Source organism: Streptomyces phaeolivaceus (genome assembly GCF_009184865.1).
Classification (GTDB): domain Bacteria; phylum Actinomycetota; class Actinomycetes; order Streptomycetales; family Streptomycetaceae; genus Streptomyces; species Streptomyces phaeolivaceus.
Window position 1 is genome coordinate 9,517,262 of record NZ_CP045096.1, and the last position, 20,839, is coordinate 9,538,100.

Sequence of the window (20,839 nt, forward strand, 5' to 3'; positions counted from 1 at the left end):
GGCACCGTCCGGGCCGGCTTCGTACACGCGACCGATGTGACGGGGCCGTCCGGGCACTCCCGCAGAGCGGAAGGATGCACACCATGCCGAAGACCGCGCGCCTGGCAGCGACTCTCACCCTGGCGGCCACCGCCGTCTGCGGTCCCCTCACGGGGTCCGCGTTCGCCGCTCCCGAGCCCTCCGTGACCGGGCTCTACGCCCCCTCGGCCCTGGTCCTGACCGTGGGGCACGGCGAGAACCCGGCCACCGTCACCCCCGAGCGCGCGGTCACCCTGACCTGTGCGCCCAAGGCCTCCGGCACACACCCGGCGCCCTTCGACGCCTGCGCCGAACTCCGCGACAGCGGCGGCGACTTCGACGCGCTGAGCGGCAGAGCCGGGGCGATGTGCAGCAAGCAGTACGACCCGGTGACCGTCACCGTGCACGGTGTCTGGCAGGGCAAGCGCATCGCGTACGAGCGCGTCTTCGCCAACGAGTGTCTGAAGGACTCGGGCGCGAGCGTCCTGTACGCCTTCTGAGCGTTCCCTGAGACGAGGCCGCCTTGTGGCGGCCGAACAGGCCGGGGTCGCGTGGCCCCGTGAGTGATGAGCGAGGGCCCGTGGCTGGGGAGCGCGAGCCCTGTCGCGGTGTGCCATGCGATCCCCGTCCGGGGGCCGGCCGAGCGGAGTGGGGCCGAGGGCCGGCCCCCGGCATCAACTGCCGGGGGCCTTCGGGCGTTCACCTGTTTCTTGCGAGGAGGCCCCGGCGTTCACGCCGGGGAGGAATCGCATCGGGGAGTCGCGACGCGGAGCGTCGCCGCATCCTGTTCAGGGCGCGGAGCGCCCGTACCGCTGTCGGCATCGCGAGGTGATGCGAACGTGTGTTCCTGTGGTCGCTGGTCGGGGTGGTGGCTGGGGGATCGGGTGCGTTTGTGCGGCTGTCGTACGTATGGTCCTTCGCAGGGTTCGGGACGGCACGGTGTCCCGGCCGGGGGCCGTGAGGGGGCCGTGAGGGGGGGCGAGACGACGCGGGTGACGGCGGCTGCGGAGGCCGGGCATGCCCGGTACACGTACCGGCTGCGTGTGTCGTCCACTGCCCGCACCGCGCTGGCGGCGGAGTGGGACCGCTGCCGCTGGCTGTGGAACGAATGCGTCGCCAAGTCCAGGGCCGTACACCTGCACAACAAGGCCACCGGCGAGAAGGCCACGTGCGGCCCGGCTCAGCTCGACCGGATGCTGACCGAGGCCCGCGCCCGTACGCCGTGGCTGCGTGCGGGCTCCTCGGTTGTCCAGCAGCAGGTCATCCGCGACTTCGGCCGCTCCCGCGCCATAGCGCACAAGGACATTGAAGCGCGCCTGCCCATGACGCGCCGGGCGGGGATGCCCACGTACAAGCAGAAGCGCGAGGCGCTGGCGACCCTCAACTACACGCGGCGCGGGTTCCGGTTGAAGGACGGCCGGCTGCACCTGGCGGGCGGCATCGTCCTGACAGTGGTGTGGTCACGGGACCTGCCCGCCGAGCCGTCCTCGGTGCGCGTGTACCAGGACAGCCTCGGGCACTGGCACGGCTCGTTCGTCGTCCCCGCCCAGGTCCAGCCCCTGCCGGAGACCGGCCGTGTACTCGGCGTCGACTGGGGCGTGAGGGAGACCGCGACCACCACGTCAGACGCGCACGACCTGCCCCACGCCGGGCACGGCAGGAAGGCGAAGGCGCAGCTGACCCGGTACGACCGGATGATGGCCCGCCGCAGGCCGAACAAGGGCAAGCCCGGGTCGAAGGGCTACCGCGAGGCGAAGAAACTGCGGGCGAAGGCGCACAAGAAGGTCGCCAGGCAGCGCCAGGATACCGCCCGCAAGTGGGCCAAACGCGTCGTGACCGACCACGACGCCATCGCCGTCGAGGACTTCCGCCCGAAGTTCCTGGCCAAGTCCACCATGGCCCGCAAGGCCGCCGACGCCGCCATCGGCGCCACCAAGGCCGATCTGATCGAGATGGGCCGCAAACACGGGCGGGACATCCGCCTCGTCCACCCCGCGCACACCACGATGGACTGCGCGCAGTGCGACGCGAGAGCCAAGCACGCACTGCCGCTGGGTGAGCGCACCTACACCTGCACCGCGTGCGGAAACGTGTCCCCACGGGACAAGAACTCCGCACGCGTCATGCTCGTCCGGGCTGGTCTCAACCCGTCTGGTGCTGATGGCGGAAGACCTCCTGGAGCGCTGCTCCAGGAGGCGGCCTGAGCCAGGAATCCCCTTCCCTTCAGGGAGGGGAGGAGTCAATCGGTGGTGACGGTCCAGCGTCCGACCTCCTGATGGCCGGAGTCGTACAGGGGCTGACCGTCCCCGGGGGTGATCTCGCAGTGCCGGAGATTGCCGCCCCAGTAGCGCAGGATGCGCTCCAACTCCTGGACGGTGGTGCCCTCGTCCCAGTCCGTGCTGTCCAGGTCGACTTCGAGAAGGAACTTCACTTCGCGCGTCTCCACTTCCGTGTCGCTCGGATTCCGTCCCGGTGTCGCCGGAACGGCTGTGCGCCTGCCGCAGGTCCTTCAATCGTTTCATTCAACTGCTACTTGAGACTTGGCCCTCGCGGAGGCAGGGGCGGCGGGCCCGATGGCGGGGGAGTCGGCGGAGCGGCGGGCGGAAGATCCGGGAGCGGCGGGAAACGGCCCAGCAGCCGGGCGGCGCGCAGCAGTCGCCGCATCCGGGGCTGGTCGGACACCAGGCGCAGCCGGCCGCCGCGCGCCCTGGCCGCGGCCTCCGCGCGGCACAGCACGCGCAGCCCCGAGCAGTCGAAGAAGGCGACATGGCGCAGGTCGACGAGGAGATCCGGCTCGGCGGACCCGTCGACGGCGGCCGTCAGATGCTCGGCCACGAGATCCGCCGACGCCATGTCGATCTCCCCCGAGACCTCGATCACGGTGAACGGGCCGGTCCGGCGGGTGCGGGCGTACGGGTTCTCCGCCACCGGTCCGGATCCGGACCGGGACCCGGTTCCGGTGGCCGCGTCCTCGGGCCGAGGGGCGGTGCGGTCATGGGCGTCCGGAGTCATGGCGGCTCCGCCTTGTCAGGGGTAGGGCGCATTCGATCCCGTTAGCTACCCCGGCGTGCGGCCGGCCATCCCTTTCGCGCCCGGCGCAAGATCCACGACACTCGAAAAGGTGAAATTCCGGGCTGTCTCTTGACATGGTGCTGGATGGGCGAGCCGGAGTGCTCGGTTCAGTGGGCCGGCGCGGCGATGCGCAGGGGCACGGCGCCCGGTGGGCTCCCGCCGGCCGGCCCGGTGTCCTCGATGTCCCGCGTCACCTCCGCCCACCAGGCCGGGCCGTCCTCGATGTGCCGCAGCAGGACGCCCTCGCGGATCGCCCACGGGCAGATCGTCACGGACTTCAGACCGGTGAGCTTCATCGTGGTGTGCCCGACCAGCGCCCCGGCGAGGCTCTGGTTCGCCCGCGGCGCGGAGATGCCCGGCAGGGCGGACCGCTCGGCCGCGGGGAGGGTGGCGAGGCGGCTGACGGCGAGGCCCAGATCCGCGCACCGCAACTCCCGCTCCACGAACGGCCCGTGACGGCCCGGCGCCGATCCGCACAGCCGGGAGAGCTGCTGGAAGGTGCGCGAGGTGGCCACGGCGGTGCGGGGCCCCTCCCAGCGGATGCGCGCGGAGACGTCCCGGAGCTGATGGCGGACCTTGCGCCGCAGCGCCTTGACGCTGTCCGGCGACGGCGGGTCCTGCCCCTGGAAGAACTCATGGGTCAGCCGGTTGGCGCCCAGCGGCAGCGAGGCCACGAAGTCCGGCAGCCGGCCCCGGCCGAACGCCACCTCCAGCGAGCCGCCCCCGATGTCCAGCAGCGCGAGCGGACCCGACCGCCAGCCCATCCATCGCCGCGCCCCGAGGAAGGTCAGCTCGGCCTCCACCTCGCCGGGCAGGGTGCAGATCGGTATCCCGGTCTCCGCGCGCACGGTCCGCAGCACCTCCCGGCAGTTCGGCGCGGACCGCACCACGGCGGTCGCGAACGCCAGCGGCGTCGACGCCCCCCATCTCTCCGCCGTGCGCGCCGCCGCGGCGACCGCGTCGCACAACCGCCGTACGGACTCGTCGGGCACCTCGCCCCCGTGTGTCACCTGTTCGGACAACCGCAGGCGCCACTTGGCGGTGTGCACCGGCAGCGGTACACCCCCCTCGGCGTCCGCCACCACGAGCCGAACGGTGTTCGATCCCACATCCACCACGCTCATCCGCATGACCGACGGAGTACCCGGTGTGCGCGCCAACACGCGTATATCGCACGGCGGTCGGTGGCGCACGGTCGTATACCGGCCGCCCGCGCGCTGTAGTCCACGACCCCGGTGGACCCCGGCGAACCACCCCGGCGAAGCGGGCCGGTCGACCGGCCGGTCGAATGATCAGACTTATTGCTTATGATGTGCAGGTGCAGTACTACGACATCAGGGTGGCAGGCCCCGACGACCTCGACGGTGCCCGGACGGTGATGCTCGACACCGTCTACCGGGACTTCGGCACCGGCTATGTGCCGCGCTGGCACGGCGACATCATCGACCTCCACGGCGCGTACGTCGCCCCCGAGCGGCATGTCCTCCTGGTCGCCGTCGACCGGCGGGACGGTGTGGTCGTCGCCACCGGCGCGCTGGACTCCCGGGGTCCGGCCCATCCCCCCAACCCCCGCTGGCTGGCGGAGCGTTACCCCTCCGGGGGGACCGCGCAGCTGCGCCGCGTCTATGTGCGTGCCGAGCACCGGCGGCGCGGACTGGCCCGCCGGATGGTCGCCGACCTGCTGGACTTCGCGGCGGCCGACGGCGGTTACCGCTCCGTCTATCTGCACACCGACCCCGCGGTGCCCGGCGCCGAGGACTTCTGGCGCTCCCAGGGCATGGTGGTGTGCGACGAGCGCGAGCAGGGCGGGGAACGTGTCGTGCACTTCGAGGTCCCGGTGCCGCAGCACGCCCACCCCTCACCAGTCAGATGATAATCATTCTCATGTAGGGTGTGTCGCGCGCCACCGACCACACCCCCCCTGTCCCTCACAGAGAACCAAGGACCATGCGCCCTCCCCGCCGCCGTCGCGTCGTCGCCGGCCTGCTCCTCGCTCCCGTGCTGACCGGCTGCTTCGCCTCGAACGGAGAGACCTCCGACGGCAAGTCGGCCGACGGCTCCCGGCTGCGCGTGGCCCTCGCGTTCCCGCCCGCCGAGAACTTCTCCCCCTACGGCGCCGACGCCACCCTCCTCAGCAGGCTCGGGGTCACCGAGGGCCTCACCAAGCTCGACGCCAACGGTGTCGCGGCCCCCGCGCTCGCCGAGTCCTGGACCCGTGAGAACGACCGGAACTGGCTTTTCACCTTGCGCGAGGCCACGTTCCAGGACGGCACGGACGTCACCCCGGCCACCGTCGCCGCCGCCCTCACCGAGGCCACCGAGGCCGAGCCCGTCACCGCCGCGCTCTCCGGCATCGAGCTCACCGCCAAGGCGAAGGACGACCGCCAGGTGCGCGTCACCACCGAGGACCCGGACCCCGCCCTGCCGCTGCGGCTCACCAGCCCCGGCCTCGCGATCCTGTCCGCCAAGGCCTACGGCGGCAAGCGCGTGAACCCGGTCGGCACGGCCACCGGCCCGTTCGAGGTCACCAAGGTCACCGGCACCACCGCCGCCACCCTGGACCGCTTCGACGGCTACTGGGGCGGGCGCGCCCAGGCCAGCGGCATCGACGCCAAGTTCATCGCCGACGGCTCCGCCCGCACCAACGCCCTGCGCACCGACCAGGTCGACATGGCCGAGGCCGTCCCCGTGTCACAGGCGCCCACCCTCGACAAGGGCGCCCGGCGCGAGACGGCCACCACCCGCACCACCAGCCTCCTGCTCAACACCAGGACCGGCGCGTTCAAGGACCCGAAGCTCCGGGCCGCCGCCCGCGAGGCCGTCGACGGCTCCGTCCTCGCCAAGGACGTCTACGAGGGCTACGCCGACGCCGGCGTGGGCATCTTCGGACCCGCCGTGACCTGGGCGGCGGGCAAGCGCGTCGAGCCGACCGGCCGCGCGAGGGCCGCCGACGCCGACGGCACCTCGATCACCATCGCCACCTACGACAACCGGCCCGAACTGCCCGAGGTCGCCCAGGTGCTGCAACAGCAGCTCCAGAAGGCCGGGTTCGAGGTGAAGCTGGAGGTCCGCGAGTACTCACGGCTGGAGAGCGACGCCCTCGCCGGCAAGTTCGACGCGATCGTCGGCGCCCGCAACTCCCTGCTCGACACCGGAGACCCCGTCTCCATCATGGCCAGCGACTTCACCTGTGACGGCAGCTACAACCTCGCCCTGCTCTGCGACAAGAAGGTCGACCAGGCCGTCGCCGCCGCCGCGAAGGAGTCCGACACCGTGAAGCGGCAGCAGGCAGCCATGAACGCCGAGGCGGCCATCCTCGGCACCGACGCCACCGTCCCGCTGGTCCACCAGAAGATCATCACCGGCGTCGCCGACTCCGTCCAGGGCGTGATCCTCGACCCGTACGAGCGCACGCTGGTAGGAACGGGGACCCGGCGCTGATACGGGCACTCTGGCGGGCCCTGCTCGCCGCCGCGCTGCTGTGCGGCATCGGCCTCCTGCCGTGGCTGTCGCGCACCGACCCGGCGCTCACCGTCCTCAAGGCACGCTCCGCCGAACGCGACCCCACCCCCGAGGTCCTGGCGGCCGTACGGGACGAACTCGGCCTCGACGCCGGCCCGTTGAAGCTCCTCGGGGAGTGGTTCGGCGGGCTGGCGCGCGGTGACGCGGGCCGGTCGTGGATCTCCGGCTCCGAGGTCACCCCGTCCGTCGTCCACGCCCTCGGCGTCTCCGTGCTGCTGATGGCCGCCGCGCTCGTCGTCGCGGCGGCAACGGCCGCGGCCGTCTGCGCCCGCACCCTGTGGCTCGGCGCGCACCGCCGCCTCGACGACCGCCGAGGCGGCGGCAGCCTGGCCGCGATGCTCGCCGCGCTGCCCGAGTTCCTCACCGCCTCCGTGCTCGCCGTCGTCGTCGGCGTACACCTCGGCTGGCTGCCCGCGCTCGGCTGGTACGGGCCGCAGTGGATGGTGCTGCCCGCCCTCGCCCTCGGGCTGCCCGCGGGCGCGCTCCTCGGCCGGATGCTCGACGACCTGCTGCCCGGCGCCTTCGCCGAACCCTGGGCGCTGGCCGCCGCCGCCCGCGGCATACCCGGGCGGGCCACCGCCCGCCAGGCCGTACGCCGCTGCATACCCGGACTGCTGCCCAACCTCGGCCTGTTCGTGGTCGGCCTCACCGGCGGCGCCGTCACCGTCGAGCAGATCTTCGACATACCCGGCCTCGGCCGCACCACCCTCCAGGCAGCCATCGCCCAGGACCTGCCCGTCCTCCAGGCCGGCACCCTCGCCCTGGTCCTGCTGGCCGCCGTCACCGGCGCCCTCGCCCGGCTCGCCGCCCGCCTCCTCATCGGCCCGGCCCTCCGCGACGGCGCGCTCCACTCCCTGCACCGCCCGAAGCCGCCCGTGCCCCGCCGCACCCCCCTGCTCTACGGCACGCTGCTCCTCGCGGTCGTCGCGCTCGGCCTGACCCGCGACCCGCTCGCCCTGGACACCGGCGCCCGGCTCCGATCCCCGTCCTGGGCCCACCCGCTGGGCACCGACGCCCTCGGCCGCGACCTCCTCGCCCGCATCGGCCACGGGGCGTTCACCACCCTCGCCCTGGCCGTCACGATCAGCGCCGCGGCACTGCTGGCGGGCCTGCTGCTCGGACTGCTGCCCCGTTTCTCCGGGCCCCTCGTCGACACCGTCAACGCCATCCCCCCGGTCCTCGCCGGTCTGCTCGTCGCCGGGGTCGCAGGCAGCGGCGCGGCGACCCCCGCGCTGGCCGTCGCCGCCGTCGCCTGGGTACCGCTCGCCGCGCACACCACCGCCCTCCTCGAACAGGAACGGGCCACGACACACATCACGGCCACCAAGGGACTCGGCGCGGACAACACGTACCTGCTCCGCCGCGAACTGCTCCCCGCCGTGCTGCCTCCCGTCGCCCGGCACGCCCTCCTCCGGCTGCCCGGCGTGGCCCTCGCCCTCACCGCCCTCGGCTTCCTCGGCCTCGGCGCACAGCCACCGGACCCGGAATGGGGCCTCCTCCTCGCCGAGAACCAGCCCTACGCCGAACGCGCCCCCTGGGCCGTCCTCGCCCCCGCCACCGCCCTCGCCCTCCTGGGCGCCCTCGCGGTCACGGCGGCGGGCGGGGTGCGGTGGCCGCGTTCGCCGTTCGCCGACGGAGCACGACAGCCGAAGCCGGCTGTCGCCGCGACCGTCGGCGAGACGGGTTGACCGGGCCCGTGGACGAACCGACGAGGCCGCCTCGGCGGCGACCGGCCGGGCATCCGGCCGAGGAACAGACGACGAGCGAGGGCCGGGAGAAGCGAGCGGTGGACGACGTGTCCGAGAAGCAGGCGAAGGCGAAGAGCACGGTGCCCGGACCACGGACCGCGGCCGGAGCGGACGGAGCGGCCGGAGCGGACGGAGCGGCCGAAGGTGGCCCGGCCGAGACCTCTCGGCGCGGTACCTGGGCGAGGCTCAATCCGCTGCTTCGGCTGCTGATCCTCACCCAACTCGCCTTCAACGTCGGATTCTTCGCCGTGCTGCCGTTCCTCGCCGAGCACCTCGGCACGGCGATCGGCATGGCCGGCTGGATGGTCGGCTTCGTGCTCGGACTGCGGACCTTCAGCCAGCAGGGTCTGTTCGTGGTGGGCGGCGCGCTGGCCGACCGCTACGGCGTCCGGCCCGTGGTGCTGGTGGGATGTGTGCTGCGGATCGCCGGGTTCGCCTGGCTCGGCTACGCCGACGCGGACTGGTCGGTCATCGGGTCGGTCCTCCTGATCGGCTTCGCGGCGGCCCTGTTCTCGCCCGCCGTCGAGTCGGAGGTCGCCCGCCAGGCCGTGGTCTGGGAGGAGTCCGGCGGCGGGCCCCGGACGAGCGTCCTCGCGCTGTTCACGGTGGCGGGACAGGCCGGCGCGTTCGTCGGGCCGCTGATCGGCGCGTTGCTGCTGGCCGTGGACTTCCGGGTGGTGTGTCTCGCGGGCGCCGGGGTCTTCGTGCTCGTGCTCGCCGGACACGCGTGGCTGCTGCCGCAGCACATACCCGGGCGGGAGCGGGTCGGGGTCAAGGGCGGGCTCGGCGGGCTGCTGCGCAATCGGCGGTTCCTGGCGCTGTGCTGCGCCTACGGCGCGTACCTGTTGGCGTACAACCAGCTGTATCTGCTCCTCCCCGACGAGGTGGAGCGGGCCACGGGGTCGCAGACGGCGTTGGCCTGGCTGTTCGGGCTGTCCTCGCTGCTGGTGGTGACCGCGCAGCTGCCGGTCACGCGGTGGGTGGCGGAGCGGCTGGATCTGCGGCGGTCCATGGCGGTGGGGTTGCTGCTGATCGCCGGTGGGTTCCTGGTGGTGGCCGTGGCGTTGCCGGCCGGGTGGACCGGGAACGCGGGGTTGTTGCCCGCCGCCGGGTTCGTGGTGTTGCTGACGGTGGGGCAGATGCTGGTGGCGCCGGCTGCGCGGGCGTGGGTGCCGGATCTTGCGGTCGAGGGGCGGTTGGGGCTCTATACCGGGGCGATGTCGTCCGTCTCCGGGCTGATCGTGCTGGGGGGTAGTGCGGGGGCCGGGGCGCTGATGGATGCCGGGGTGTCGGGGGTGGTGCCTTGGGCGGTGCTCGCGGTGGTTCCGGTGGGGGCGATCTTGCTGCTGCCGCGTCGCAGTCCTGCGCGACCTTAGTCTCGCCCCCGCGGGCCCTCCCTGGGGGGTGCGTTGTCGGGTGCGGGTCCGGTGGGGGCCGGTCGCGCAGTTCCCCGCGCCCCTGAAAAAGCAGGGGCTGCGCCCCGTGCTTTTTGAACGGCCCGCAGGGGCCGTTGTTCTTAGGGGCGCGGGGAACTGCGGCGAGAAGCCCCCACGCACCCGCACCCGCCACGGAACCCTCGCTCTCCGAGTTCTTCCGCGCGGCTCAGGACATCTGGCGGCGTACCAGCTCGTGCAGGCGCCCCGCCGGGTTGGCGAGAAGCTCGGCCGGGGCTCCCACCTCCGCCACCTTGCCGTCCTCCATCACCACCACCCGATCCGCGTCCATGACCGTGGAAAGGCGATGCGCGATCACGACCCGCGTCGCGTTCAGCGCGCGCGTGCTCTCGATCACCGTCCGCTGCGTCTCGTTGTCCAGCGCGCTCGTGGCCTCGTCGAAGAAGAGGAGACGGGGGCGGCGGATCAACGCCTGCGCGATCATCAGGCGTTGGCGCTGCCCGCCGGAGATCGCGCCGTTGCCCTGGACGATGGTGTGCAGCCCCATCGGCATCCGCTGGATGTCCTCGGCGAGGCCCGCCATCGAGGCCGCCGCCATCGCCTCCTCGGGCGTGAACGGCTCGGTGCCGCAGATGACGTCCAGGATGGAGCCGGTGAACGGCTGCGCGTGCTGGAGCACGACACCGCACTGCCGGCGCACGGCGGACTGGTCGAGGGCGCCGAGGTCCTGACCGTCGTAGAGCACGCTCCCGGAGACCGGCTTGTCGAAGCCGATCAGCAGACGCAGCAGCGTGGACTTGCCGCAGCCGCTCGGGCCGACGATCGCCACGAACTCGCCCGACCCGATGTCGAAGGACACGTCGTCCAGCACCAGCGGGCCGTCGTCCGCGTAGCGGAAGGAGAGCCTGCGGGCCTCCAGCGCGCCGGAGAGGACACCCGGGCGTGTGCTCGCCGTACGCACCTCCGGTGTCGCCTCCAGCACCGGCTTGATCTCCTCGAACAACGGCAACACCGCCACCGCCGACACGAACGCGCCCGTCAGCTGGGTGACCGACGTCAGCAGCATCGTCACCGAGGTGTTGAAGGTGAGGAACTCCGCCGCCGACATCGAGCCGCGTGCCGGGCCCGCCAGCAGCATGAACATCAGCAGGGTGCAGAGCGGGAGATACACCGCGCCCAGCACCGTGTTGAGGTTCTTGATGCCGCCGACCTTCTGCTGCAGTTCCCGGCTGCGCGCGAACTCGCCCGCCCAGGCGGCGTAGGCGTAGTTCTCGGCGGCGGCCACCCGCAGCTTCGGCAGGCCCCGCAGGGTCTGGAAGGCCTGGTTGTTGAGCTTGTTGCTCAGCACGACCAGGCGGCGCTGCCAGCGGACCTGCCAGAGACCGAGGCCCAGGAACACCGTGGCCACGATCACCAGCATGCCGATCGCCGCCAGGGCCATGGGCACGCTGTACCAGAGCAGCAGACCGAGGTTCACCGCGCCCACGGTCACCGACTGGGCGACCACCGGACCGACCCCGGCCAGGGTGCGGCGGATCGCGCTGATGCCCATCGCCGCGCTCGCCAGTTCGCCGGTCGAACGGGACGCGAAGAAGGCGGTGGGGAGGCGCAACAGACGGTCCCAGACCGCCGGTTGGAGGGTCGCCTCGATACGGCCCTCCAACCGGAGGATCGTCAGGTTCTGGAGGAGGAGGAACGCGGCCGAGACCACGCTGGCGAGCATGATCGCCAGGCAGACCCGCACGATCAGGTTCTCCTGCGCCTTCGGCACGAACTCGCCGAGGACCCTGCCCGTCGCGAGGGGCACGAGCGAGCCGAGCAGGACCGTCACCAGACCGCTGAGCAGCAGCCCCGTCGTGTCGCCGCGCGTGCCGTGCAGGCTGAACCGCATCAGCCGCAGTGGGCTCAACACCCGTTCGGGCAACGGCCGGTAGAACATCACCGCGCGCGGCTCGAACTCCGCCGCGTTCGCCTTCTCGATCGGTGTCTCCCGGCCGGACGACGGCTGTACGGCCACATAGCCGCCGCGCCGCCACAGCAGCGCCACCGGCGCCCCGGACAGGGCCCGGTGCCCGACCAGCGGGCCCACGTTCTCCCGCCACCAGCTCCCGCCGAGGCGTACGGCACGGACCCGCACCCGGGAGGCGAGCGCGATGCGCTCCACCGGGTCGAGGCGGTCGCTCTCGGTGCCGCTCTGCGCGGGCTCGGAGAGGGTGATCCCGGCCGTCCGGGCGACGAGCTTGCAGGCCGCGTACGTGGCGTCCGCGTCGGCGGCCGTCGTCCGCCGGTTCGCGGAGGGCTTGCCGATGGACGCGAGCAGCGTGCGGTCGGCCTGGGCGCGCACCGCCTCACCGGCCTTGATCCCGGCGGCCGTACGGTCCTCGTGGGTGCGCTCCAGCTGCTCGATCCAGCGGTCCAGCGTGGCCAGCAGCCGGAACTGCTGGTCGACCATGCTCTGCCAGACCCCCGGGTCCATCAGCAGATCGGCCGCCGCCTCCGCGCCGTACAGCGAGCCGTACTGGACGCTGCCGGGCGGCACCCGCATCCAGAACACGTCGTCGTCGGTGGGCGCGGCGGCCTGCTCGGTGGCCATCGGCGCCTGGAAGAGGATCGACAGGCCCCGGCCGACGCCGAGGGCGAGGGCGTATTCGAGGGGGCTGGTCTGCGGGGGTACGAGCTGGGGATTGCCCCATTCGTCGTACGACCAGGTCTCGGTGTTCACCTGCTGGTACAGCTCGCGCAGCCCGATGCGCCGGACCACGCAGTCGCGGAGCGGGCGGGCGACCAGGGTGTGCTGGGGCCCGGCGACCGGGCCGAGCAGCAGCGCGCCCGCCTCCAGACGGCCCAGATGGTGCCAGTGGCCCTGCTCGACGGCGTCGACCGCGAACAGGTCCAGGGCGCCGGAGGCCACCAGCCACAGCGTCTGCGGGCCTTCGAGGTCGAGGCGGGTGTGGCCGGCGCGGTCGAGGGGGGTGCCCATGGCGCCGAGCGCGCCGAGGACGAGGTCGCCGCCCTCGGATACGGACGTCGTCATCTCAGCGCTCCCTGACCAGCTGGGCGTACGCGCCGCCGCGTGCCACCAGCTCCTCGTGCCGTCCGCGTTCCACGATCGTGCCGTGCTGCAGGACGACGATCTCGTCGCTGTCGCGGACCGTGGAGAGCCGGTGGGCGATCACCACACACGCGCAGCCGCGCTTGCGGAGGTTGTCCATGACGGTCAGCTCGGTCTCCGCGTCCAGCGCGCTGGTCACCTCGTCGAGGACCAGGATGCTGGGCCTGCGGACCAACGCCCGCGCGATCTCCAGGCGTTGCCGCTGACCGCCGGAGAAGTTCCGGCCGTCCTGCTCGACCCGGCTGTTGATCCCGCCGGGTCGGCGCGTCACCATGTCGTACAGGGCCGCGTCCCGCAGCGCCTCCACCACGGCCTCCTCCGAGATCGACGGATCCCACAGGGCCACGTTGTCGCGGACCGTGCCCTCGAAGAGGAACACCTCCTGGTCGACGAAGGAGACCGAGGCGGCGAGCGCGCCCCGGGGGATGTCCTCCAGCCGGCGGCCGTCGATACGGATCACGCCCTCCCAGGGCGAGTACAGGCCCGAGATCAGCCTGGACACCGTCGACTTGCCGCTGCCCGAGCCGCCGACCAGCGCCACCTGCTGCCCCGGGCCGACGGTGAGGTCGAAGCCGGTGAGCAGGGGCTTGTCGAGGGGGCTGTAGCCGAAGGTGATGTTCTCCAGCTCGACATGGCCCTGGAGGCGGCGGGTGGACTCACCGGCGTCCGGGCGGGCGTACAGCGGGTCCGCCCGGAAGTTCTCCACGTCCTTGAGCCGGGCCACGTCGGCCGCGAAGTCCTGGATACGGCCCGCGACCCCGTTGAGGCGGGTGATCGGTGCGGTGAACCGGGTGACCAGCGCCTGGAACGCGACCAGCAGACCGACGGATATATGGCCCTCGACCGCGCGCATCCCGCCGATCCAGAGGATCAGCGCGCTGTTGAGCGTGGCGAGGGTCGGGGCGACGACCCCCAGCCAGGCGCTCGGCACCCCGAGCCGCTGCTGCTCCTCCAGCGTGGTGGCGTGCTGCCCGGCCCACTTGCGGAAGTAGCCCTCCTCGCCGCCGGTCGCCTTCATTGTCTCGATCAACTGGAGGCCGGTGTACGCCGTGTTGGTGAGCCGGGCGTTGTCGGCGCGCAGCTTCGCCGTACGGGTCGCGCGCAGCCGGATCACCACCCGCATCGCCACCACGTTCAGCAGCGCCACCCCGATGCCGACGAAGGTGAGCTGCGGGTCGTACGTGTAGAGGAGCACGGCGTAGAGGACGACCACGACCGCGTCCACGCCGGCCGCCGCGAGATCGCGGGCCAGGGTCTCGGCGACCGCGTCGTTGGACTGGAGCCGCTGGACCAGGTCGGCGGGGCTGCGCTGGGAGAAGAAGGTGACGGGCAGGCGGAGCAGATGGCGCAGGAAGCGGGCGCTGGAGAGAGTGGAGGAGATCAGGCGTCCGCGCAGCAGATTCGCCTGTTGCAGCCAGGTCAGCAGGACCGTCAGCAGGACGCAGGCGCCCATCGACGTGAACAGCACACCCAGCAGGGAGGTCTGGCCGCCGATCAGGAACATGTCGATATAGGTGCGGCTCAGCGCGGGCACCGCCGCGCCGACCGCCACCAGCAGCAGACTGGCGAGGACGGCGGCGGGCAGGGTGCCCGCGGTGCCGCGCATCCGGGCGGGCATGGCACCGAGGACACCGGGCCTGCGCCCGCCCTTCTCGAAACCGTCGCCGGGCTCCATGACGAGGACGACCCCGGTGAAGCTCGCGTCGAAGTCCTCCATCGGCACGAACCGGCGGCCCTTGCCCGGGTCGTTGATGTGGACGCCGCGCCGGCCGAGGCGGCGGCCCATGCCGTCGTAGACGACGTAGTGGTTGAACTCCCAGAACAGGACCGCCGGTGCCTTCACCTCGGCGAGGGCGGCCACGTCCATCTGCATGCCCTTGGCGGTGAGGCCGTAACTGCGGGCCGCCTTCAGCAGATTGCTGGCGCGCGAGCCGTCCCGGGAGACACCGCAGGCGATCCGCAGCTCCTCCAGCGGGATGTGCCGCCCGTAGTGGCCGAGGACCATGGCGAGGGAGGCGGCGCCGCACTCCACGGCCTCCATCTGCAGCACGGTCGGCGTACGGACCGTCCTCCGCCTGGCCTTGGGCACCGGGCGCTTCTGCGGGGCGGCCTTGCGTCTGCCGCGTACGGGCGGCGGGACGGTGTCCTGGGGCGCGGTCACGGCAGCAGCCAATCGATCGGATGCTCGTCGGCCAGCCGGATCGAACCCGTGGCCATGGTCATGGAGGTCAGCTCGAACGGCGGCCCGTCCTGCGAGGACCACCGGTAGCCCGACTCGGTCGACGCCTTCCGGTCCAGCCGTACGGTCACGGCCACCGGGCGGCCCTTCTTGGTGAACTGCTCGCCCAGCTGGCTGTCCCCGAGGAACGCGCCGATCGACTGCGGGGTCTGCGCGGTGCGGTCCACCTTCTGCACATGGCCGCGCAGCACGCCGTACTGCTGGGTGGGCGCCGACTGCACGGTCAGGTCCACGGCGGCGTCCTCGGGGATCGAGGCCGCGTTCTCGGCGGGGACGTACACGGTGGCGTACAGCGGGTCGTCGGCGTCGGCGACCTTCTCGACTGCGGCGACGTTCGCGCCGGTCTGGATGATCTGGCCGATCGTGGCCGCGAGCGCGGAGACCCGGCCGGCCGCGACGGACCTTACGACCTTCTCGCCGTCGGTGGTGGCGACCTTCAGGACGGGGGCCTCGGCGGGCAGCCGCTCGCCCTGTTTCGCGAGCACGGCGGTGACCTGGCCGGCCACCGGGCTCTGCAGTATGTAACTGCCCTGGCCGTGGGTGAGGACGGCCGGCGCGCTGACCGTGGACGCGACGGAACCGGTGACGGCCCACACGGACGCGGCGGCCATGGCGACCACCGTCACCGACAGCACCAGCCAGCCCTGCGGGCGGGCGAAGCGCACCGGGAGATCGAGTTCCTCCGGTGACTGGAGCTTGGCGAGGGCCTGTTGGCGGAACTGCACGGGACTTCCCTCACCTGCGCGACAGGAGACGACAGAACACGGGACGACGAGGGCGCCCAGGACTTTCGGGCACCCCGAGAGTCCCGGAACCTGTCAGGTGGTTCCGGGACTCAGCGGCGCTGGGGCTCGATCAGAGACCGGTGACCAGGCCGGTGACCGGGGCGGTGTGCAGGCCGGTGACACCCTCGACCGTGCCGACGACCGTGTTGACCAGACCGGCGACCGGGGCGAGGCCGTCCACCAGGCCGGTGACGGTGCCGACGGCGTTGACCGAGAGGCCGCCGGAGACGGCGTCGAGGGCGGCGTCCGAGATCTCGGCGGTCTCAACCTGGGGGGTGGAGTTCATGATGGAACTTCCCTTCGCATAGCTATTCATAAGGGGGGAGCGGCCCCCTTCTGGGGACAGAACGACGGCCGCGCACGTGGGTACCCACTTCTCGATCCGGAGAGCTGGCTGCCCCCGACTCCGAGAGCTCGGCGGCCCCCGCGGTGCGATGGATATAAGCAGATCGCCGCCGCGCACATCCAATCAACATGGCCTCTCACCAGCGCAGTTGGTGACCAAGACGGTTCATTGGTGCAGGAGTGCGCACGGCTTGGGTCCAGCTTCTTCACACGGATCGCGGCATCGTCATACGCCCTTCATTGCCAGCCGGAAAACGAACTGGACAGTCCTGCCTCAAAGGCACGGCACACGATGCGGGCCTGTGCAGAACTGCCACCGGCCGTGACTCCGCTGAGCATGCGGTGTGGAGATTCCCTGAAGCCGGTTTCCCGATCACCGGCATGAACGGACCGCTGTCGGGCGGTCGCGGACCGTGCCCGGCGGGGTGCGGGCCGGTGGCGCCCACAGAGGGCCCACAGGGAGCCCACAGGGAGCCCGCAGGGGCGCGCGGGCGGGAAGTCGTGAAATGGCGGGCGAACGACGGGCGTAGCGCGCTTTGCGAAATGGAAGATCGAAATCTTTTTGCGGAGCGTTGAACACCCCACCGGAACCATCCGTACCAACTGGCAACCAGGCGCCCCCAGTTCATCCGCCGGACGGCGGTACGGACCCCGTCCCCAGGAGGTCAAGAGTTGAGTCACAAACGAGCCACCAAGCGTAAGGCGTTCATAGCCGCAGGCGGCGTGGCGGCGATCGGTGCGGCGGCCCTCATCCTGCCGAACGCGATGGCGTCGCAGACGGAGTCGAAGGACGCGGCCCCGAAGACGCTCGCGGCGAGTGACGCCTCGGACCTCGCCTCCCAGCTCCAGGAGTTGCTCGGTGACGCGTTCGCAGGCGCGTACTACGACTCGGGCGAGCAGCAGCTCGTCATCAACGTCATCGACGGCCTCGAGATCGACGGCGACGACAACAACGTGATCATCCAGGCCCAGTCGGCCGGTGCGGAGGTCCGTGAGGTCGACAACAGCTGGTCCGAGCTCCAGGAGGGCGCGGCCACGCTGAAGGAGCAGGCCAGCGTCCCCGGCACGGCCTGGGCGATCGACCCCCGCACGAACCAGCTCCAGGTCACCGCCGACTCCACGGTCACGGGCGAGAACTGGGACACCATCGAGACGGCCGTCAAGTCGCTCGGCTCGGGCATGGCGACCATCAAGAAGTCCGCCGGCACGTTCAAGACGTTCCTGGAGGGCGGCGACGCCATCTTCGGCGGCGGCGCGCGCTGCTCGGCCGGCTTCAACGTCGTCAACGCCGAGGGCGCCCCGGCCTTCCTGACCGCCGGTCACTGCGGTGTCGCCGAGGCCGAGTGGTCCGAGGAGGAGGGCGGCGCGCCGATCGCCACCGTCGACGCGGCCACCGCCACGTTCCCCGGCGCCGGTGACTTCGCCCTGGTCAACTACAACGACCCGGCGACCCAGGCGGCCAGCACGGTCGACCTCGGCAACGGCCAGACGGTCGACATCAACGCGGCCGGCGAGGCCGCGGTCGGCCTCCAGGTCTTCCGCATGGGCAGCACCACCGGTCTCGCCGACGGTCAGGTCACCGGCCTCGAAGCCACGGTGAACTACCCCGAGGGCACGGTCACCGGCCTCATCCAGACCAACGTCTGCGCCGAGCCCGGCGACAGCGGCGGCTCGCTGTTCACCGAGGACGGCCAGGCCATCGGTCTGACCTCCGGCGGCAGCGGCGACTGCACGGTCGGCGGCGAGACCTTCTTCCAGCCGGTCACCACCGCCCTCGCGGCGGTCGGCGCGACCCTCGGCGACGCCGGCGCGGGCGCCGGTGAAGAGGCCGCCGGCGGTGCCGCCGCCGGTGCGGGTGAAGAGGCCGACGGTGGCGCCGCCGCCGGAGCCGGCGAGGAGGCCGACGGCGGTGCCGTGGCCGGTGCCGGTGAGGAAGAGGCCGCCGCGGCGGGCGCGGGCGAGGAAGAGGGCGCCGCTGCCGCCGGAGCCGGCGAGGAGGGCGACGCGGGTGCCGTCGCCGGTGCCGGTGACGCCGCGGGCCAGGAGCAGGAGCAGGGCATCGGCGACCAGGGTGTCGACGAGCAGGGCGTCGAGCAGTAGGCGAACGCCACCGAGAACGTGGACGACGGCCCAGGGATCAGCGGCCACTGAACCCCGGCCGTCGCCTCACGGCCCACCTGTCGGCCCCACCTCAGCGGTTCCGGCCGACAGGTGGAACGGTCCGGCCCTCCGGCGGGAGGGTCGGACCGCTTCGCGTCGCGGGCGCCGCTCCGCAACTCCGAAAAAGGGGCGGAGCCTCGTTCTTTCAGGGGCGCGGGGAAGTGCCCGTCGCCCGCAGCAACAGCAACGCCACGTCGTCCGCCCGCTCCTCCGCCGCCTCGATCTCCCGCACCAGACTGTCGGCCAGCGCGTCCAGCGACCGCTCACCCGTCGCCGCCGTCGACAGCCGGTCCCCGAGATCCGCCAGCGCGTCCTCGATGTCGACGCCCGGCTTCTCGATCAGCCCGTCGGTGTACAGCACCAGCACGGACCCCTCCGCCAGCGCCACCTCGGTCGTCGGATACGTCGCCGCCGCGTCGATGCCGAGCAGTGGCCCACCCGCGAGATCGAGCACCCGCACCTTCCCGTCCGGCCGGCGCAGCAACGGCGGCGGATGCCCCGCCCGCGCCATCACGGCCGTCCCGTGCTCCGGGTCGAGCCGCAGATACAGACAGCTGGCGAACAGCTCCGACCCCAGATCGATCAGCAGCCGGTTGGTGCTGCTCATCACCTCCTCCGGCGGCTGCCCGACCGTCGTGTACGCGCGGACCGCCGTACGGATCTGCCCCATCAACCCCGCCGCCGTCACGTTGTGCCCCTGCACGTCACCGATCACGGCGGAGGCCCGCCCGTGCGAGAGGACCAGGTCGAAGAAGTCACCGCCGATGTCCATGCCCCGAGTCGCGGGCAGATAGCGGGAGGCCGCCTCGATCCCGGGGATCGACGGCAGCGAGTGCGGCAGCAGCGCCTGCTGCAGCCCGTGCGCGAGCCGGTGCTTGGCGTCGTACAGCAGCGCCCGCTCCAGCGCCTGGGCGATCAGACCGCTCAGGCTGGTCAGCACCGCGCGCTCGTCCGCCGGGAACGGATGCGGGTCCGCGTACCCGAGCACCCAGGTGCCCACCGGCCGCCCCGAAGCGATCAGCGGGAGATACGCCCAGGCGCCCAGCCCGTCCGGTGTGTCCTGCCGCATCGGATAGAGGTGCTCCAGCTGCTGCCGGGACTCGAAGAACGCGGGCACCCCGGTGGTCAGGGCGTGCGCCCCCGGCATCGGCGCGGAGAGCGGCATCCCGTCGAAGCGTTCCACGAGATGCGGATCGGTGTAGCCGCGGTGCCCGAGGACATGCAGCCGCCCGCCGCGCGAGCCGAACATCACGAGGGCCTGGCTGCCGATGGCCGGGGCGATCTCGTCGGCGACCAGCTCCACCACGTCCTGCACCCCGACCGCCTCGGTGAGCGCGCTCGCCAGCGCCAGCACATGGTTGATCGTCACCAGCCGGCCCGGCCCCTCGCCCTCCAGGCGTGCCGCGTGCTCGGCCTCGGCGACCGCGCGGGCCCGGGAGATCCGTACGCTCAGCCCGTTCGTCCCCGGGTACAGCCGGAACGACAGCCAGTCGCTCGGCGGTCGCAGCGCCACGAACGACGTCACGTGCTGGCTCATCAGCGCCGCCCGGTACCGGTCCTCGTACGCGGGATCGTTGAGCCACGGCACCGACGCCCACAGCTGGGTGCCCAGCAGGGCGCTCACCGGGATCCCGAGCAGCTCGGCCGTGGCCGCGTTGGCGAAGGTGATCCGCCCGTGCAGATCGAGCGCGCACATCCCGTACGGCAGCCGCGCCACCATCCGCGCCGCCTCCACCGTGCCGAGCGTGCCGGCCACCATGGTCGCGGACGGCGCCGACAGGTCCGGCTCCGGCAGCACCGGCCGGCCCTCCTCCTCCGCGCGCCGCAGCCGCTTCGCGAGCCGGTCGCAGGCCGAGGTCAGCTGGTCCCGCTCGCGCTCGCTCAGCTCCGGCGGGTGGGAGCCGGGCCAGGTCAGGAAGACGGCACCGTAGGTGGTGTCGCGGGTCGCCACCGGCAGCGCGGCCAGGGCGAACGGATAGGGCAGCACCATGGCGATCCGGGGATAGCGGCGGGCCATCTGCTCCTCGCCGCTGACCCACACCAGCCGCCGCCCCCGCACGGCCTCGGAGACCGGGACGGGCGCGCTCAGCCCCACCCGCTCCCAGGGTGCGGCGAACGACCGGGGCAGCCCCGCCATGACCGCCATCTCCAGGACCGGTTCGTCGGGCGTGAGCAGATACACCGCGCCGGAGTGGGCCTCGACGTCGTCCATCATCGCGGCCAGCGCCAGCGACAGCAGCGGATGGCCGACGCGGGCCGTCTCGACGGTCGTCCGTCCTCCGGACGCGTGGGCGCCGGCCATGCCGACCACCTCCTCGCACCTCGTACGACCGCGTGCCGGACCCCAGGGTCAAGGCTCCTCCCCGGGGGCCGCCCGCGCACGGCGAGCGCCGTGCCGTGGACGAACCGCTGTACCCGCTCTCGTCCCCGTCATGCCCCCTCGG

15 protein-coding genes are annotated in these 20,839 nt (G+C 72.4%); 7 read left to right on the plus strand and 8 right to left on the minus strand.

Features of this window, described 5'->3' with window-relative positions; genetic code table 11:
- Positions 1 to 83 precede the first annotated feature (83 nt).
- A complete protein-coding gene (locus tag F9278_RS43335; protein WP_193241903.1) occupies positions 84 to 518 on the plus strand; it encodes a protease inhibitor in 435 nt (144 codons plus the stop codon).
- A 492-nt stretch (positions 519 to 1,010) separates the two neighbouring features.
- Positions 1,011 to 2,222 carry an RNA-guided endonuclease InsQ/TnpB family protein gene (locus F9278_RS43340; RefSeq protein ID WP_152174496.1) on the plus strand — a complete coding sequence of 404 codons (1,212 nt, stop codon included), beginning with the start codon at positions 1,011 to 1,013 and terminating at the stop codon, positions 2,220 to 2,222.
- 35 nt (positions 2,223 to 2,257) lie between these two features.
- On the opposite strand, the gene F9278_RS43345 is transcribed toward F9278_RS43340, so the two are convergent.
- The 3 genes from F9278_RS43345 to F9278_RS43355 all read right to left on the minus strand — a co-directional run bounded on the left by F9278_RS43345 (position 2,258) and on the right by F9278_RS43355 (position 4,220).
- Positions 2,258 to 2,449: a hypothetical protein gene (locus tag F9278_RS43345; RefSeq protein WP_152173214.1), complete on the minus strand. Its 192-nt coding sequence runs from the start codon at positions 2,447 to 2,449 to the stop codon at positions 2,258 to 2,260.
- A 98-nt stretch (positions 2,450 to 2,547) separates the two neighbouring features.
- Complete coding sequence (locus F9278_RS43350; RefSeq protein ID WP_152173215.1) at positions 2,548 to 3,030, minus strand: STAS domain-containing protein; 483 nt, start codon at positions 3,028 to 3,030, stop codon at positions 2,548 to 2,550.
- A gap of 167 nt (positions 3,031 to 3,197) precedes the next feature.
- Positions 3,198 to 4,220, minus strand: coding sequence for a Ppx/GppA phosphatase family protein (locus F9278_RS43355; RefSeq protein WP_152173216.1), 1,023 nt, complete (start codon positions 4,218 to 4,220; stop codon positions 3,198 to 3,200).
- Between the two features lie 188 nt (positions 4,221 to 4,408).
- Here F9278_RS43355 and F9278_RS43360 point away from each other — a divergent pair, with 188 nt between their 5' ends.
- The 4 genes from F9278_RS43360 (at position 4,409) to F9278_RS43375 (ending at position 9,736) form a co-directional block, all read left to right on the plus strand.
- Complete coding sequence (locus F9278_RS43360) at positions 4,409 to 4,963, plus strand: GNAT family N-acetyltransferase (RefSeq protein WP_152173217.1); 555 nt, start codon at positions 4,409 to 4,411, stop codon at positions 4,961 to 4,963.
- A 74-nt stretch (positions 4,964 to 5,037) separates the two neighbouring features.
- Complete coding sequence (locus F9278_RS43365; protein WP_152173218.1) at positions 5,038 to 6,531, plus strand: ABC transporter substrate-binding protein; 1,494 nt, start codon at positions 5,038 to 5,040, stop codon at positions 6,529 to 6,531.
- 299 nt (positions 6,532 to 6,830) lie between these two features.
- Positions 6,831 to 8,300, plus strand: coding sequence for an ABC transporter permease subunit (locus F9278_RS43370; RefSeq protein WP_226967386.1), 1,470 nt, complete (start codon positions 6,831 to 6,833; stop codon positions 8,298 to 8,300).
- A 254-nt stretch (positions 8,301 to 8,554) separates the two neighbouring features.
- A complete protein-coding gene (locus tag F9278_RS43375) occupies positions 8,555 to 9,736 on the plus strand; it encodes an MDR family MFS transporter (protein WP_226967387.1) in 1,182 nt (393 codons plus the stop codon).
- Positions 9,737 to 9,962: 226 nt separating this feature from the next.
- On the opposite strand, the gene F9278_RS43380 is transcribed toward F9278_RS43375, so the two are convergent.
- The 4 genes from F9278_RS43380 to F9278_RS43395 all read right to left on the minus strand — a co-directional run bounded on the left by F9278_RS43380 (position 9,963) and on the right by F9278_RS43395 (position 16,176).
- Positions 9,963 to 12,788 carry an NHLP bacteriocin export ABC transporter permease/ATPase subunit gene (locus F9278_RS43380; protein WP_152173220.1) on the minus strand — a complete coding sequence of 942 codons (2,826 nt, stop codon included), beginning with the start codon at positions 12,786 to 12,788 and terminating at the stop codon, positions 9,963 to 9,965.
- Position 12,789: 1 nt separating this feature from the next.
- A complete protein-coding gene (locus F9278_RS43385; protein WP_152174498.1) occupies positions 12,790 to 14,955 on the minus strand; it encodes an NHLP family bacteriocin export ABC transporter peptidase/permease/ATPase subunit in 2,166 nt (721 codons plus the stop codon).
- A 68-nt stretch (positions 14,956 to 15,023) separates the two neighbouring features.
- Complete coding sequence (locus F9278_RS43390; protein ID WP_152173221.1) at positions 15,024 to 15,830, minus strand: HlyD family efflux transporter periplasmic adaptor subunit; 807 nt, start codon at positions 15,828 to 15,830, stop codon at positions 15,024 to 15,026.
- A gap of 130 nt (positions 15,831 to 15,960) precedes the next feature.
- Positions 15,961 to 16,176 (minus strand): type A2 lantipeptide, encoded by a 216-nt coding sequence (locus F9278_RS43395; protein WP_152173222.1) that lies wholly within the window; start codon positions 16,174 to 16,176, stop codon positions 15,961 to 15,963.
- Positions 16,177 to 16,907: 731 nt separating this feature from the next.
- Between F9278_RS43395 and F9278_RS43400 the strand changes: the two genes are divergently transcribed.
- On the plus strand, positions 16,908 to 18,335 hold the full coding sequence (locus tag F9278_RS43400) for a S1 family peptidase (RefSeq protein WP_226967189.1): 1,428 nt from the start codon (positions 16,908 to 16,910) through the stop codon (positions 18,333 to 18,335).
- Positions 18,336 to 18,540: 205 nt separating this feature from the next.
- Here the strand turns inward: F9278_RS43400 and F9278_RS43405 are convergent, their stop codons facing one another.
- Positions 18,541 to 20,697 (minus strand): SpoIIE family protein phosphatase, encoded by a 2,157-nt coding sequence (locus tag F9278_RS43405; protein ID WP_152173223.1) that lies wholly within the window; start codon positions 20,695 to 20,697, stop codon positions 18,541 to 18,543.
- Between the last annotated feature and the right edge of the window lie 142 nt (positions 20,698 to 20,839).